The sequence below is a fragment of the Rhizobium sp. FG113 genome (genome assembly GCF_057809895.1).
In genome coordinates this window covers 47996-61788 of sequence record NZ_JBMDKV010000008.1, presented here as the reverse complement: position 1 = coordinate 61788, position 13793 = coordinate 47996, and the positions used below count along the sequence as shown (strand labels likewise).

General features: G+C 61.7%; 16 protein-coding genes and 1 riboswitch. Of the genes, 7 read left to right on the top strand and 9 right to left on the bottom strand.

What is annotated here, in order from left to right:
* The first annotated feature begins 56 nt into the window (after positions 1-56).
* The 4 genes from mtgA to ACODTZ_RS19150 all read left to right on the top strand — a co-directional run bounded on the left by mtgA (position 57) and on the right by ACODTZ_RS19150 (position 2453).
* Complete coding sequence (gene mtgA / locus ACODTZ_RS19165; RefSeq protein WP_489027268.1) at positions 57-803, top strand: monofunctional biosynthetic peptidoglycan transglycosylase; 747 nt, start codon at positions 57-59, stop codon at positions 801-803.
* Positions 804-909: 106 nt separating this feature from the next.
* Positions 910-1557, top strand: a complete 648-nt coding sequence (locus ACODTZ_RS19160; protein ID WP_489027266.1) for a glutathione S-transferase family protein — start codon at positions 910-912, stop codon at positions 1555-1557.
* Positions 1558-1713: 156 nt separating this feature from the next.
* Positions 1714-1899, top strand: coding sequence for a 50S ribosomal protein L32 (rpmF, locus tag ACODTZ_RS19155; RefSeq protein WP_003543812.1), 186 nt, complete (start codon positions 1714-1716; stop codon positions 1897-1899).
* 146 nt (positions 1900-2045) lie between these two features.
* Entirely contained in the window at positions 2046-2453 is a 408-nt protein-coding gene (locus ACODTZ_RS19150; protein ID WP_047508975.1) for a hypothetical protein, read from the top strand.
* Between the two features lie 59 nt (positions 2454-2512).
* Here the strand turns inward: ACODTZ_RS19150 and phaR are convergent, their stop codons facing one another.
* Complete coding sequence (gene phaR / locus ACODTZ_RS19145) at positions 2513-3091, bottom strand: polyhydroxyalkanoate synthesis repressor PhaR (protein ID WP_018901844.1); 579 nt, start codon at positions 3089-3091, stop codon at positions 2513-2515.
* A 236-nt stretch (positions 3092-3327) separates the two neighbouring features.
* Between phaR and ACODTZ_RS19140 the strand changes: the two genes are divergently transcribed.
* Together ACODTZ_RS19140 and ACODTZ_RS19135 are read left to right on the top strand one after the other, a co-directional pair.
* Positions 3328-4509 carry an acetyl-CoA C-acetyltransferase gene (locus tag ACODTZ_RS19140; RefSeq protein WP_209234490.1) on the top strand — a complete coding sequence of 394 codons (1182 nt, stop codon included), beginning with the start codon at positions 3328-3330 and terminating at the stop codon, positions 4507-4509.
* A gap of 69 nt (positions 4510-4578) precedes the next feature.
* Positions 4579-5304: a beta-ketoacyl-ACP reductase gene (locus tag ACODTZ_RS19135; RefSeq protein ID WP_111562663.1), complete on the top strand. Its 726-nt coding sequence runs from the start codon at positions 4579-4581 to the stop codon at positions 5302-5304.
* Between the two features lie 27 nt (positions 5305-5331).
* Here ACODTZ_RS19135 and ACODTZ_RS19130 read toward each other — a convergent pair whose 3' ends face one another.
* From ACODTZ_RS19130 to metA, 7 genes are all read right to left on the bottom strand, one after another.
* Positions 5332-5484, bottom strand: coding sequence for a hypothetical protein (locus ACODTZ_RS19130; RefSeq protein ID WP_197067329.1), 153 nt, complete (start codon positions 5482-5484; stop codon positions 5332-5334).
* Positions 5485-5569: 85 nt separating this feature from the next.
* Positions 5570-5716 (bottom strand): hypothetical protein, encoded by a 147-nt coding sequence (locus ACODTZ_RS19125; protein ID WP_489027262.1) that lies wholly within the window; start codon positions 5714-5716, stop codon positions 5570-5572.
* Between the two features lie 138 nt (positions 5717-5854).
* Positions 5855-7006: an N-acetylglucosamine-6-phosphate deacetylase gene (gene nagA / locus ACODTZ_RS19120; protein ID WP_489027260.1), complete on the bottom strand. Its 1152-nt coding sequence runs from the start codon at positions 7004-7006 to the stop codon at positions 5855-5857.
* Entirely contained in the window at positions 7006-8037 is a 1032-nt protein-coding gene (locus ACODTZ_RS19115; protein WP_047508964.1) for an SIS domain-containing protein, read from the bottom strand. Before ACODTZ_RS19115 ends, nagA begins: the two co-directional genes overlap by 1 nt.
* A complete protein-coding gene (locus ACODTZ_RS19110; RefSeq protein WP_413394949.1) occupies positions 8034-8807 on the bottom strand; it encodes a GntR family transcriptional regulator in 774 nt (257 codons plus the stop codon). Before ACODTZ_RS19110 ends, ACODTZ_RS19115 begins: the two co-directional genes overlap by 4 nt.
* Positions 8808-8920: 113 nt before the next feature.
* On the bottom strand, positions 8921-9943 hold the full coding sequence (locus tag ACODTZ_RS19105; protein WP_111562659.1) for an aldose epimerase family protein: 1023 nt from the start codon (positions 9941-9943) through the stop codon (positions 8921-8923).
* A gap of 137 nt (positions 9944-10080) precedes the next feature.
* The gene (gene metA / locus ACODTZ_RS19100; protein ID WP_018901853.1) at positions 10081-11004 is read right to left on the bottom strand and encodes a homoserine O-acetyltransferase MetA; all 924 of its coding nucleotides are present in this window, start codon (positions 11002-11004) and stop codon (positions 10081-10083) included.
* Between the two features lie 34 nt (positions 11005-11038).
* A riboswitch (SAM riboswitch) is annotated at positions 11039-11116 on the bottom strand.
* 151 nt (positions 11117-11267) lie between these two features.
* On the opposite strand from metA, the gene ACODTZ_RS19095 reads away from it, so the two are divergent.
* Positions 11268-13097 (top strand): ABC transporter ATP-binding protein/permease, encoded by a 1830-nt coding sequence (locus ACODTZ_RS19095; protein ID WP_489027257.1) that lies wholly within the window; start codon positions 11268-11270, stop codon positions 13095-13097.
* A 15-nt stretch (positions 13098-13112) separates the two neighbouring features.
* Here the strand turns inward: ACODTZ_RS19095 and ACODTZ_RS19090 are convergent, their stop codons facing one another.
* Entirely contained in the window at positions 13113-13736 is a 624-nt protein-coding gene (locus ACODTZ_RS19090; protein WP_489027256.1) for a DUF5666 domain-containing protein, read from the bottom strand.
* Between the last annotated feature and the right edge of the window lie 57 nt (positions 13737-13793).

Below are 13793 nucleotides of genomic sequence, written 5' to 3'. Positions count from 1 at the left end.
CCATGCCAGTTTGCAGGCGGTATGGAGAAGAGGGGAACGAGACTGGGTCAGGGGAATTGGACATCACGCCGGAGACAGACGACAGCATGGCCATGCCGATCCATCGGCGCGCTCTCGTTTGGCTGAAGGGTCGTTCGCTTATGATGCGTATTGTTATGGCGATCGCCGCGCTGTTTGTTCTGCCCTATGTGCTGATCTTCCTTTACGTGCTGCCCTTCATCCATCCGGTCTCGACCTTGATGCTGCGCGATCTGGTGCTGTTGCGCGGCTATGACCGGCAATGGGTGTCGATCGACCAGATCTCGCCGGCTCTGGTGCAATCGGTAATGATGTCGGAAGACGGGCAATTCTGTTTCCACGGCGGCGTCGACTGGGGCGAGATGCGGATGCTGGTCACCGACACGCTGCGCGGTGAAGCGACGCGCGGCGGCAGCACCATTCCGATGCAGACGGCGAAGAACCTGTTCCTGTGGAACAGCCGCTCCTTCGTGCGCAAGGCGATGGAATTGCCGCTGGCGGTCACCGCCGATTTCGTCTGGTCGAAGCGGCGGCTGATGGAGATCTATCTCAACATCGCCGAATGGGGACCGGGCATCTACGGCATCGAGGCGGCGGCGCGCTATCATTTCAAGGTGCCGGCGTCGAAGCTCACCAGCCGGCAGGCGGCGCTGCTTGCCGTGTCGCTGCCCAATCCGATCGACCGCAATGCCGGCAAGCCGGGCCGTGGCCTGCGCAGTCTCGCCGGCGTCATCGAGCGCCGGGCGCGCAATTCCGGCGAATACATCAGATGCATTTATGACTGACATCAGAAGATGTCGCTGGTGACCCCAGATATCATCTGGCATGCGTGGTCGCACGTATGAAGGATGATGTGCGGCTCGGCCGCGCTTGCTTGCAAGGGAGAGATCTTTGGACCGGCTGACGCTCTATATCGGCAACAAGAACTATTCCTCCTGGTCGTTCCGCCCCTGGATCGCGCTGACGGCGGCCGGCATCCCGTTCGAGGAGGTTCTGGTTCCCTTCGATAACGCGGCCGGCAATCCGCATTTCCGGGCGTTTTCGCCGACCGGGCAGGTGCCGGTGCTGCAGCATGGGGCTACTCGTGTCTGGCAGTCGCTCGCCATCATCGAATATGTCGCCGAGCTTTTTCCCGAAGCCGGCCTATGGCCCAAGGCGCGCGACAAGCGGGCCGTGGCGCGCGCGGTGTCGATGGAGATGCTCTCTGGCTTCAGGGCGCTGCGCAACGCCTGTCCGATGAACATGCGCCGCCCGAAGGGCCGGATTGCGCTCGCCGACGGCGTCATGGCCGATGTGGCGCGCATCGAGACGATCTGGCGGGATCTGCGCGCTCATTCCGGCGGTCCCTTCCTGTTTGGTGAATTCTCCGGCGCCGATGCGATGTTCGCGCCCGTCGTCAATCGCTTCGAGATTTACGATCTTGTGGCGTCGGGCGATACGTTGAGCTATATGGCGGCGATGAAGGCCCTTCCGGCCTGGAAGGCCTGGGAGGATGCGGCGCGCGCGGAGCCCTGGATCGTCGAGGAAGACGAGGTCTGAACAGAGATTCAGTTGAATCTCAAAAAATAAAGCTGGGGACTGGTCAAGCCCCTCCAAGGCATGTATAAGCGCGCAAAATTTCCGAAATCGCGATATGTCGTTTCGGCCGCCAGTCTGGCCGTTGGATGTGTTCGCCTGTGAAGTGGAGTAAGAAAAATGGCTGTACCTAAGAGAAAAACAAGCCCGTCCAAGCGCGGTATGCGCCGCTCTGCTGACGCGCTGAAGGCCCCGACCTACGTTGAAGACAAGAACTCCGGCGAACTGCGTCGCCCGCACCATATCGATCTGAAGACCGGTATGTACCGCGGCCGTCAGGTTCTGACGCCGAAGGAAAGCGCATAATTTCATTATGCGTTCTGCTTCAGCAGAATTCGCAAGGCCGGCCGTGTGCCGGCCTTTTGCGTTTTGGCAATAATATATCGCATGATCACTTGAAGTGACGCGGTGATTTACGGCACTATTCTTCCACCGAGGGAGAATACCGCCACATGTTCACTGCAATTCCGCTGATGGTCGTGCCTTTCATTCTCTATAATCTTGCGATGGTCGGGTTCATGGGTAGCGGCGGACTTCCCGCGCTTCACAATGACCTCATCGTACTGTCGATGATCTCAGGCGCGATCTGGAGCATGTCGCTCGGCGACCTGTTCATCGTCGTGGCGCTCGTCGTTCTGTTCTTCGAGATCTTGCGCGCAACGCGCAACGCGCGCGGCAGCCTGGCCAACCACATGCTGTCCATGCTTGTTTTCATCGCGTTTCTGGTGGAGTTCCTTCTCGTTCCCGATGCGGCGACGCAGGTGTTCTTCATTCTTCTGACGATCGCATTGATCGATGTCGTCGGCGGCTTCGCGGTATCGATCCGCAGTGCCGGGCGGGATGTCTCTATCGGGCTTTGAGTTTCGGCATCTCCCCGAGCTCTTGGCTTGAGGAGATGCGAAGCGATCGGGGTCTGGTATCAGAGACTGTCGAGCTTGCTCTGAAGCGCGCGCAGCTGTTCCTTGAGTTCGTCGATGTCCTTGGCTTCGGCCTTGCGGCTTTCCTTGGCGGCAGTCGCCGGCGCCTTGAAGGGCGAGAACATCTGCATGGCTTGCTGGAACATCTCGGTGTTGCGGCGAACCTGATCCTCGACCATCTGCATGGGCAGCTGCAGGTTCTTCGTCAACGGCGTCTCACCGAAGGCGCGCGTTACCTGCTCGCGCATCTGCGTCTGCTGCTCGGTAAAGGCGCGCATGGAGTGTTCCAGGAAGCTCGGAACCACCATCTGCATCTGGTCACCGTAATAGGTGATCAGCTGGCGTAGGAAGGAAATGGGTAGCAGCGTGTTGCCGGTCTTCGATTCCTGCTCGAAGATGATCTGCGTCAACACGGAATGCGTGATGTCGTCGCCGCTCTTGGCGTCCTGTACGGTGAAGTCCTCTCCCTTCTTCACCATCTCCGCCAGGTCTTCCAGCGTTACGTAGGTGCTGGTGCCGGTGTTATACAGTCGGCGATTGGCGTATTTCTTGATCGCTACCTGGCCCTCATTCTTCGCCATATGAATCTCCCAAAGCCCGTCTTATTGTCATTGAAATTCCTCCACTTGGGAGTGTAGACGCAAAATCGGGCCGGTGACAATCTCTTTGTGCGATGCGGCAAGCCCCTTTTAGTGCAAGACAATTCACGCAGCGTAAGTTCTTTCGAAAATTCGCATGTGCTCTCTTGTCGTTTGACTTGGCGATGAAGCTTTGTCAGTTTCAACCTATATGTGGTGGAGCAAACGAGGAGACCTTCATGTCCAGTCCGTCTATCGTCATCGCCAGCGCCGGCCGTACGGCCGTCGGCTCGTTCAACGGCGCTTTCGCCACCGTCGCCGCCCATGAATTGGGTGCCGCGGCCGTCAAGGGCGCGCTCGATAGGGCAGGCGTCGATGCCTCCGAAGTGGACGAAGTGATCCTCGGGCAGGTGCTGCCGGCGGGCGAGGGGCAGAACCCGGCGCGCCAGGCGGCGATGAAGGCCGGCGTTCCCAAGGAAGCGACCGCCTGGGGCATCAACCAGCTCTGCGGTTCCGGCCTGCGCGCGGTCGCACTCGGCATGCAGCAGATCGCGCTCGGCGATGCGAAGATCATCGTCGCCGGCGGCCAGGAATCCATGTCGATGGCGCCGCATGCAGCGCACCTGCGCGCCGGCACCAAGATGGGCGACATGAAGATGGTCGACACCATGATCAAGGATGGCCTCACCGACGCCTTCTACGGCTACCACATGGGCGTGACTGCCGAAAACATCGCGCGCCAGTGGCAGCTGACACGCGAGGAGCAGGACATGTTCGCGGTCGCCTCGCAGAACAAGGCCGAGGCTGCGCAGAAGGCCGGGCGCTTTAGCGACGAGATCATTCCCTTCGTCATCCAGGGGCGCAAGGGTGACGTCACCGTCGATGCGGACGAATATATCCGCCATGGTGCCACCATGGAGGCGATGGCGAAGCTTCGCCCGGCGTTCGACAAGGAAGGCACGGTCACGGCCGCCAACGCCTCGGGTCTGAATGACGGTGCGGCGGCTGCCGTGCTGATGACAGAACAGGAAGCATCGCGTCGCGGTATCCAGCCGCTGGCGCGCATCGTCTCCTGGGCGACCGCCGGCGTCGATCCGCAGATCATGGGCACCGGACCGATCCCGGCTTCGCGCAAGGCGCTGGAAAAGGCCGGCTGGTCTATCAACGATCTCGACCTCGTCGAGGCCAACGAGGCCTTCGCCGCGCAGGCCTGTGCGGTCAACAAGGACCTCGGCTGGAACCCAGAAATCGTCAACGTCAATGGCGGGGCGATTGCCATCGGCCATCCGATCGGCGCGTCCGGCGCGCGCGTGCTCAACACGCTTCTGTTCGAAATGAAGCGCCGCGGCGCCAAGAAGGGACTTGCGACATTGTGCATCGGCGGCGGAATGGGCGTCGCCATGTGCTTCGAAGCATTCTAATAGCCTGCTTTATATCGTGTCGTGGTTGAGCTCCGGGGATAGCGGAGCCTTACATATGGGGAGCGGAACATGAGCAGAGTCGCTGTTGTCACCGGCGGTACGCGCGGTATTGGCGCCGCCATTTCACTGGCCTTGAAGAGTGCGGGCTATCGGGTCGCCGCCAACTATGCCGGCAATGACGAGGCAGCCCAGGCGTTTCACGCGGAAACCGGCATTCCCGTTTTCAAGTGGGACGTGTCGAGCTACGAGGCCTGTTCGGAAGGCCTGGCGCGGATCGAGGCCGAGATCGGCCCGATCGAGGTGCTCATCAACAATGCCGGCATCACGCGCGATGCGATGTTCCACAAGATGACGCCGCAGCAATGGCACGAGGTGATCAACACCAATCTCACCGGCCTCTTCAACATGACGCATCAGGTCTGGGCCGGCATGCGCGAGCGCAGCTTCGGGCGTATCGTCAATATCTCGTCGATCAATGGTCAGAAGGGCCAGATGGGCCAGGCCAACTATTCGGCGGCAAAGGCCGGCGATCTCGGCTTCACCAAGGCGCTTGCCCAGGAAGGGGCGGCGAAAAACATCACCGTCAACGCCATCTGCCCCGGCTATATCGGCACGGAGATGGTGCTGGCTATCCCGGAGAAGGTGCTCAACGAGCGAATCATTCCGCAGATCCCGGTGGGGCGTCTCGGGACGCCCGATGAGGTCGCGCGCTGCGTTGTGTTCCTGGTTTCGGATGATGCCGGCTTTATCACCGGCTCGACGCTCAGCGCCAATGGCGGGCAGTTGTTCGTCTAAAGCGGGCTCTGCCTTGCCCAGATATGCTTAGCGGATCGAGGCGGTATGTTCGGTATCGCTGACGGTCGTCTGGTGCGACTGCTTATGCGGGGTCTTGCTCGTGTCGTATGGGTTGAGCGAGGCCGCATAAGTGGCGAGCGCAATCGTCAAGATTGCCGCAGCGCCGATGATCTTCGTCATTGTCTTTCCCTCCCAAGCCGGTCGAGGCATTCCTGATCCCGACCGGTGTCGATATTGGGGCGAATTCGAGGAATTATTCGGTCATTCAACCGTTGGGATGGTGCCGGTCTTGGACCTTCACAGGCACGCGGACGCGCACTTGGTTTTCAGTGCGGAGCGCCATTGCTGCCGTTGCCAGAAATGCCACCGCGATCAGGATGGCGGTTGCCGAATTCAGGATGATCTGGGCCATGATTTTGTCCTCTCACAGGGCGGCGCATCTGATGTGCCGCCGTTTCGTGAGGGGAATATGAGCCTGCCCGCCGTTGCCGGATAGACCAGGCTTTGGCGACCGATTGTCAACACCAAATTGACAATCGGCATTTCGCGGTCACGTAGGCTCGCCGCTGATCCAGGTCTGGTTGACCTTGATGCCGTCGGTCATGTGCACGAGATCGGCGCGCAGGCCGGGCGCGAGGCGGCCACGGTCATCGAGCTTCAGGAAGCGGGCGGGGTAGAGCGTGGCCATGCGCAGCGCCTCCGCGAGCGACAGATCGAGATAGGTGAGCCCATAGCGGATCGCCGAGGCCATATCCACGTCGGAGCCGGCGAGCGTGCCGTCTGACAGCACAAGTCTTGAGCAGAAAGCGCCGGTCTCGCGCCGCACCGTGCGGCCGTTCAGCGTAAAGCTGTTCTCGGTGGAACCTACCAGCGACATGGCGTCGGTGACGAAGAACAGCTTGCCCTCGCCGCGCTTGGCTCTCAGAGCCGTGCGCAGCGCCTTGGGATCGACATGGTGGCCATCGGCGATGATGCCGCACCAGACGGCCGGATGATCGATTGCCGCGCCCACAAGCCCTGGTGTGCGATGGCCAAGCTGGCTCATGGCGTTGAAGAGATGCGTCACCCCACGGGCGCCGGCGTCGAAGCGCGCCTCGGCGGCTTCGCTCGTGCAATCGGAGTGACCGATGCTGACGGTGACGCCTGCCTCGCTCAGTTCGCGCACCTGTCGTGCCGTCACCTGCTCGGCCGCCATCGTCACCAGCAGCGTGCCGATCGCCTCGGCGGCAGCGGAAAGCGCCTTGACGTCGCGGTCGTCAACCGGACGCATCAGTTCGGCCAGATGCGCGCCCTTGCGGGCAGGCGCGAGATGAGGCCCCTCAAGATGAAGGCCAGCCACGCCGCGGTTCGCCTTGACCGCTTCTTTCGCGGCGTCGATGGCGGCGGCTGTGGCTTCACCGGTATCGGTGATCAGCGTCGGCAGCAGCGACGTCGTGCCATAGGGGCGATGTCCCTCCGCGATGCGGTACATGGAGGCGGGCGACGGTTCGTCGTTGAGCATGCGGCCAGCGCCGCCATTCACCTGGGCGTCGATGAAGCCGGGCGCGAGAATGCCACCGTCAAGCGTGATCGTCTCGCCATCCGGCAGGTCGTTCAGGCCGGCGATCGTCTCGATGCGGCCGTCGGCGACAACAAGCGCCCTGTCGTCGTGAAAGCGCTCGCCGTCGAAGATGCGGGCGCCGGTGAAGATCTTGCGCAACATCAGACGGTCTCCGTCACCTTCAAGAGGTTCGCCGGCTTGTCGGGGTCGAAGCCCTTGCGGCGCGTGACCGCCTCGATCATGCGATAGTAGACGAGCAGCGAGACCAGCGGGTCCAGGAGGCCGTTGCCTGTCGTGGGGACGCGCAGGTTGATGCCGGGGAGTTCCTTGGTCGAGAAGGGCACGGTGGTGGCGCCGAGCTTGCTCAGACGCTCCAGCGCCTTGACGTTGTTGGCGTAGGCGGCGTCATCTGGCGTGAAGGCGAGGATCGGGAAGCCCGGCTGCACCAGGCGCATCGGGCCGTGCATGAGCTCGGCGAGTGAGAAGGCTTCGGCGTGCAGGCCGGAGGTCTCCTTGGCCTTCAGCGCCGCCTCGAGGGCGATGGCGAAAGCCGGGCCGCGGCCGCCGGTATAGAGCGAGGTGGCGTTGAAGAGCACGTCTTCGGCGGCAGCCGTATCGATGCCCGATGTGGCGCTCAGCGCTTCGGGAAGCTTTTCAAGCGCTGCCTGCAGGTCGCCACTGGCGCCGATTGCCGCCGTGACGCCCGACAGGGCCGCGACCGAGGCGATGAAGGACTTGGTCGCCGCGACGCTCTTTTCGGCGCCGGCGTTGAGGTCGAGCACGAGGTCGGCCTGCTTGGCGAGCGGGCTGTCGGTGACGTTGACGACGGCGATGGTCGTCGCGCCGCCGCGCTTGGCCGCTTCCTGAAGCGCTACGATATCGGGGCTCGCGCCCGACTGCGAAACGGTGAAGTGAATGCCGCCCTTGAGGCGCAGTGGCGTGCCGTATACCGACGCGATCGATGGGCCGACCGAGGCTACCGGAATGCCGCAGGTGATCTCGAAGAGGTATTTGAAGAAGGTGGCGGCGTGGTCGGACGAGCCGCGCGCGGCGGTGGTGACGACGCTTGGCGCGTTCTTGGAAAAGAGCTTGGCGATCTCGTCGAAAACAGGCTTTTCCTTGCGCAGCAGCGTGGCGACCACCTCGGGTGACTGGCCGGCTTCCTGCAACATCAGCGACTGGGTTTCACTCATAGCTCGTCTCCAATTCTCAATTCTGCAACAAAATCATATGCATCGCCACGATAGTGGGAGCGGGTGTATTCAACGACGCGCTGGTCTTCCAGGCGCGATACGCGTTCGATCAGAAGGGCCGGCGCACCAGCCGCAACGTCGAGCGCTGCCGCCGAGGTCGCGTCGAGCGTGACGGCGGAGAGTTTCTGTAGCGCGCGCACCGGGCGATGGCCGCTCGCCGTCAGCGCGTCGTAGAGCGAGCCTTCGCCGCCGGCGGTGTCATCGAGAAACTTCACGGGGACCACGGAGCGATCGATCGCCAGCGGCAGCCCGTCGGCGAGGCGCAGGCGATCGAGGCGCAACACGCGCTCGTCGACGCCGAGGCCGAGCAGGAAGGCCTCCTCCGGCGAGGGCTTGTTGATGGTGCGCGACAGGATTCTTGCCGCCGGCACGCGGCCACGCGAGCGCATGTCTTCGGAGAAGGATGAAAGTCGCCAGAGCGATTGCTCCATTCGCTCCACCTTGGCGGAGACGAAGGTGCCGCTGCCATGGCGTGATTCCAGCGTGCCCGCGTTTAGGAGATCGCGATAGGCGGTGCGCACCGTGACGCGACCGATCTTCAGGGCTTCCGCCAGATCGCGCTCGCTCGGCAGTGCTGCCCCAGGCTTCAGCAGGCCCTCATTGATCAGCCCGGTCAGTGTCTGCGCGAGACGGCGATAGAGGGGCCCGCTGCGCGCTGTGTCGCGCAGTCCGCGTGCCTCGATCTCGGCTATCAGACTGGTTCTATCCATGAGATTAAAATAGAACCTCTTTGGAACCAATTGCAAGCGCTAACTTGCATGAAAAAACCCTCGCAGAGCTCTGCGAGGGTTTGATGACATCAGAAGCGGTCGGCTTGCTGCCGTCAGCTCTTCGAGAAAATGTAGTCCGTTTCCTGGCGCAGCACTTCGCCGGGACGCAGAACCGCGTTGGGGAAGCCCTCGTGGTTGATGGCATCGGGCCAGATCTGCGTTTCCAGGCAGAAGCCGGCGAACGGGCCGTATTTGCGGCCGCCGATGCCGGGCACCGGCACATCGAGCTTGAAGGCGGCGTAGAACTGGACGCCGGGCTCGGTCGTTCGCACTTCCATCGAGACGCCGGAATAGAGGCTGCGCGCGAGCACCACGGAGCGCTTGGCAACACGTTCGGATGAGAGGCAGAAATTGTGGTCGTAGAGCGCCTGGGTGTCGCCCTCGAAGCGTTTCAGCGAGGCCATTTCGCGGAAGTCGAAGACAGTGCCTTGCACCGGGCGGATTTCGCCGGTCGGGATCTGGCGTTCGTCGGTCGGAAGATAGCTATCGGCCGCGATCATGATGTCGTGGCCAAGCGTGTCGTCGCGGCCGTCGAGATTGAAATAGGCGTGCTGGCAGACATTGGCGATGGTCGGCTGGTCGCTCGTCGTCTCGTAGACGACCGAGAGTTCACCATCGCCGTGCACGCGGTAGGTGACGAGGATGGTGCAATTGCCGGGATAGCCGCCGCGGCCATCGGCATCGACGATCTTCAGGACGACGCGGTCGCTGTCGTGCTCGACGATCGTCCAGTTGCGCAGCGCGATGTTCTCGAAGCCGCCATGCAGGTGGCTGACGCCGTTTTCGTTGAGGTCGAGCTGATAATTCTTGCCGTCGATCGTGAACTTGCCGCCGCCGATGCGGTTGGCGTTGCGGCCGGGCGTCGCGCCGAAATAGGCAGAATGCGCGGGATAGCTGTCGAAGTCATCGAAGCCGAGGGTGAGCGGCGCGTCATGGCCTTCGAGCCTGAGGTCCTGGATGACCGCGCCCCAGGTGATCACCTTGGCGGTCAAGCCGCCGCCCGAGATCTCGACGCGATGGACGGTTTCGCCCGTCTTCGTCGTTCCAAAAACGTCCCGCTTCAATCCATCCGCCATCCTGTTTCCTCCCCGGTTCGCGTCCGCAATTTCGCGAGGGAACCTGCTCTCAATTGAATGAAATCGCAACCGCCGCGATATAAAAAACAAACGCCGCCGGTCAGGTCCGGCGGCGTATCAGGCAAAGCGAAAAGGTCTCAGCCGTCCTCGCCAATATCTTCCAGATTGTAAGGTGTCGTCTGGTAGATTTCGTTGATCCAGTTGCCGAAAAGCAGGTGCGCGTGGCTGCGCCAGCGGTTCTGCGGCGGGATCGACGGGTCGTTATGCGGGAAATAGTTGTGCGGCATCTTGATCGGAACGCCGGCATTCACGTCGCGGAAATACTCGTCACCGAGCGACGTCGAATCATATTCGACGTGATTGAAGATATAGAGCCGGTTGCCCTTCTTCTCGTGAACGAGGCAGACGCCCATCTCGCTCGATTCCATCAGGATTTCCAGCGTGTCGGATTTTTCGATATCGGCGCGTCGCACTTCCGTCCAGCGCGAGACCGGAACCTCGAAATTGTCGGAGAAACCGTTCAGGTAGACCGACGACGGCTTGAGGTTCTTGTGGCGATAGACGCCGAAGGCCTTTTCCGTCAGCGCGTGCTTGGGAATGTCGTGAAAATGGTAGATCGCGGCCATCGCACCCCAGCAGACATTCATCGCGGAGTGCACGTTGGTGCGCGTCCAGTCGAAAATCTGCTGCATTTCATCCCAATAAGTAACGTCTTCGTATGGAAGCGTTTCGATCGGCGCGCCTGTGATGATGAAGCCGTCGAACTTCCGGTGTTTGATCTCCTCCCAGGTCTGGTAGAAGGAGAAGAGATGATCTTCCGAGGTGTTCTTCGCCTTGTGGTTCCCGACGCGAACAAGCGACAGCTCGACCTGCAGCGGCGAGGCGCCGATAAGGCGCGCCATCTGAATCTCGGTCTTGATCTTGTTCGGCATGAGGTTCAGAAGCCCGATCTGCAGGGGGCGAATGTCCTGACGGATCGCGGCCGTCTCGGTCATCACGCGCACACCTTCCTGAACCAGGGTTTCAAAGGCGGGCAGGGTATCGGGGATCTTGATCGGCATGGCGGTCACTCGATGAAAAAACGAAAATATCGCTATCGGTCCGCACGCGGCCCTTTAGCAACTTCTTTAACGTGGCTGCAAGCCGGCCGGCCAAATCACCACGGAGCGCTCTAAATAGACCCAGTCAGGCCGCGAATCAATGACCGATACGCGGCGTCGCCTATTTGCCGAGGTAACTCGCGCATTACCTGATGCTAGAAACTGTTGCTGGACAGGCTGACTCACGGTGCTATTCAGGTGCTACATACGCGTAAGGAAGCATGATGGCAGAGGACGTCAAAAGCAGACCGAGCATCCAGGGGCAGGACCGGGTAGGGTATGATCTCAGCCTGATCTTCCGCCTCAAGGTGATGTTTTCGGCATTCTGGCATTCCAGGGTGCGCGCGCCGGTGCTCATTCTCTCGACGGCGTTGATCGGGATCATTCTCGCGACAGCCTATGCCACCGTCATCCTCAACCAGTGGAACGCGCCTTTCTACGACGCCATCTCGCGGCGCGACCTGCCGGGGTTCTTCCACCAGCTGAAGATCTTCGCGCTGATCGCCGGCATGCTGTTGCTTCTCAACGTGGTGCAAGCCTGGCTGAACCAGATGACGGCGCTTTACATGCGCGAGGGGCTGACGCGGGATCTCGTCGACCAGTGGCTGCAGCGCAAGCGGGCGCTCCGCCTCGCCTCCAGCGGGCTGATCGGCGTCAATCCGGATCAGCGCCTGCATGAGGATGCGCGCAATCTGGCGGAAAGCACCACGGGTCTCGTCATCGGCCTGGTGCAATCGACGATCCTGCTGGTGAGCTTCATCGGCGTTCTCTGGGAGTTGTCGAGCGGCTTCGTTTTTCGCTTCGGCGAGTACGCCTTTTCCATTCCGGGCTACATGGTGTGGGCGGCGATCTTCTATGCCGCTTCAGCCTCGGTGCTCAGCCAGCTCGTCGGACGCAAGCTCGTCAAGCTCAATGCGGACCGTTTCTCCAAGGAAGCTGAGCTGCGCTTCGCGCTGATGCATGCCAACGAGAACATTCCGGCGATCACGGCTGCGCGCGGGGAGGAGAATGAGCGGGGGCGGATCAACACCGATATCAGCGCCGTTCTCGCCGTCATCAAGAAGCTGGCGATGGCCAACGTCAACCTGACCTGGGTGTCGGCCGGCTACGGCTGGCTCGTCGTCGTCATTCCGATCATCGTGGCCGCACCCGCCTATTTCTCCGGCGGCCTTACCTTCGGCCAGCTGATGATGTCGGTCGGCGCCTTCAACCAGGTCAACACGGCGCTGCGCTGGTACGTTTCGAACTTCGGCCCGATCGCCGAATGGCGCGCAACCTTGATGCGCGTTACCGACTTCCGCCAGGCTCTGACCACGATGGGCGACGACGTCGATCTCAAGGAAACGATCGCCTATGAGCGCAGCGCGCCAGGCACGTTGACGCTTGAGAATGTGACCATCGCTACCAAGATGGACGAGGAGATCGACCAGTGCGGCGGCTTCCGCCTGCATGAGGGCAGCGTCACCATCAAGGCCGGCGAGAAGGTGATGATCAACGGCGACCATAACGTCAATCGCAAGCTCCTCTTCCTGGCGATGTCGGAGCTGTGGCCCTGCGGTAGCGGCAAGATCGGCCTGCCGCCCACCGACGATATGCTGTTCGTGCCGCAATCGGCCTATATTCCCGGTGGTACTCTGCGCGAAGCGCTGGCGTTTCCTGCGGCCGCCGACACATACAAGAACGACGATGTGGTCGCGGCGCTCGAAAAGGCGGGGCTGCACAATCTCGTTGCCCGACTGGATACGCGCGCGCGCTGGGACAAGCTGCTCGATGCCGATGAACAGCGGGCTATCGGCTTCGCGCGGCTGTTGCTGGTCCGGCCGCAATGGATGGTTTTCGACGAAGTGCTGGAGGGCATGGAGCCCGAATGGCAGTCGACGATGATGAAGGTGCTCGAGGCGATGCCGGATGCGACGATGATCTATATCGGCCGCTCCGACGCCTATATCGAGGCCTTCCATCCGCGCGTGCTGCATCTCGAAGCGCTTGCCGCCAAGCCCGACGAAAACAAGGTAGCGGACAAGGCGCCGAACACCCCGGCGCCGGCACTCTGATCGCTTCGATCGGGCTTACATCGGCGGAACGACGCCGTTTGTGCCGACCGTGACCTGTGCCGCGGAGACAGTTCCGTCCGCTGCCTTCTCGCCCATGACGATGACATGCGCGCCTGGCGTCAGGTCCGACTTCTGCGCGGCCGTGAAGGTCACGATCGGTGTGTCGTCCGATATCGAGATGGTCTTTTCCTTGCCTTGATAGGTCAGCGTCACGGTGTGGCCATCGACGGATTTGACCGCCTTGGCGACGGTCGCGTTGGTCATGCTGCTGTTGGGTTTCAAATCCCAGGGGCGGCTGCCTTCGCCGGTGCCTTTCATGGCCGCCGGAAAGATCAGCACTTCCAGCGCGCCATCGCCGCCGTCCTGCTTGGGCAGCGAGGCGATGCCGACGAAATCGCCGGGCTTGATGTCCTCGACCGACGCCTTCTTGATGCCGCCAACCTTCCATTCCGGCTTCAGCGCAATGGTCTGGTCGGCGCCCTCGCGGGTCTTGACGACGAGCGTGTCGCCGGAAAGGCTGGCAATATCGCCACGCACGCGCACGCGCTGCGCATCAGCCGCCGATGTGATCTGCGACGTGCTCAGAAGAATGCCGACGGCAAGCGCCGCGACATGGCTGGTAATCAGATAGCGAGACATGGGTTTTCTCCTCTTGGCTCCGGGGGCGGGAGCCTTCGGGAGCTTAGGCACGAGGTC

What these genes read in the sequence shown, in the direction of transcription:
- rpmF (WP_003543812.1), top strand. Translation starts at nt 1,714, where the DNA reads ATGGCTGTACCTAAGAGAAAAACAAGCCCGTCCAAGCGCGGTATGCGC.
- ACODTZ_RS19150 (WP_047508975.1), top strand. Translation starts at nt 2,046, where the DNA reads ATGTTCACTGCAATTCCGCTGATGGTCGTGCCTTTCATTCTCTATAAT.
- phaR (WP_018901844.1), bottom strand. Translation starts at nt 3,091, where the DNA reads ATGGCGAAGAATGAGGGCCAGGTAGCGATCAAGAAATACGCCAATCGC.
- ACODTZ_RS19140 (WP_209234490.1), top strand. Translation starts at nt 3,328, where the DNA reads ATGTCCAGTCCGTCTATCGTCATCGCCAGCGCCGGCCGTACGGCCGTC.
- ACODTZ_RS19135 (WP_111562663.1), top strand. Translation starts at nt 4,579, where the DNA reads ATGAGCAGAGTCGCTGTTGTCACCGGCGGTACGCGCGGTATTGGCGCC.
- ACODTZ_RS19130 (WP_197067329.1), bottom strand. Translation starts at nt 5,484, where the DNA reads ATGACGAAGATCATCGGCGCTGCGGCAATCTTGACGATTGCGCTCGCC.
- ACODTZ_RS19125 (WP_489027262.1), bottom strand. Translation starts at nt 5,716, where the DNA reads ATGGCCCAGATCATCCTGAATTCGGCAACCGCCATCCTGATCGCGGTG.
- nagA (WP_489027260.1), bottom strand. Translation starts at nt 7,006, where the DNA reads ATGTTGCGCAAGATCTTCACCGGCGCCCGCATCTTCGACGGCGAGCGC.
- ACODTZ_RS19115 (WP_047508964.1), bottom strand. Translation starts at nt 8,037, where the DNA reads ATGAGTGAAACCCAGTCGCTGATGTTGCAGGAAGCCGGCCAGTCACCC.
- ACODTZ_RS19110 (WP_413394949.1), bottom strand. Translation starts at nt 8,807, where the DNA reads ATGGATAGAACCAGTCTGATAGCCGAGATCGAGGCACGCGGACTGCGC.
- ACODTZ_RS19105 (WP_111562659.1), bottom strand. Translation starts at nt 9,943, where the DNA reads ATGGCGGATGGATTGAAGCGGGACGTTTTTGGAACGACGAAGACGGGC.
- metA (WP_018901853.1), bottom strand. Translation starts at nt 11,004, where the DNA reads ATGCCGATCAAGATCCCCGATACCCTGCCCGCCTTTGAAACCCTGGTT.
- ACODTZ_RS19095 (WP_489027257.1), top strand. Translation starts at nt 11,268, where the DNA reads ATGGCAGAGGACGTCAAAAGCAGACCGAGCATCCAGGGGCAGGACCGG.
- ACODTZ_RS19090 (WP_489027256.1), bottom strand. Translation starts at nt 13,736, where the DNA reads ATGTCTCGCTATCTGATTACCAGCCATGTCGCGGCGCTTGCCGTCGGC.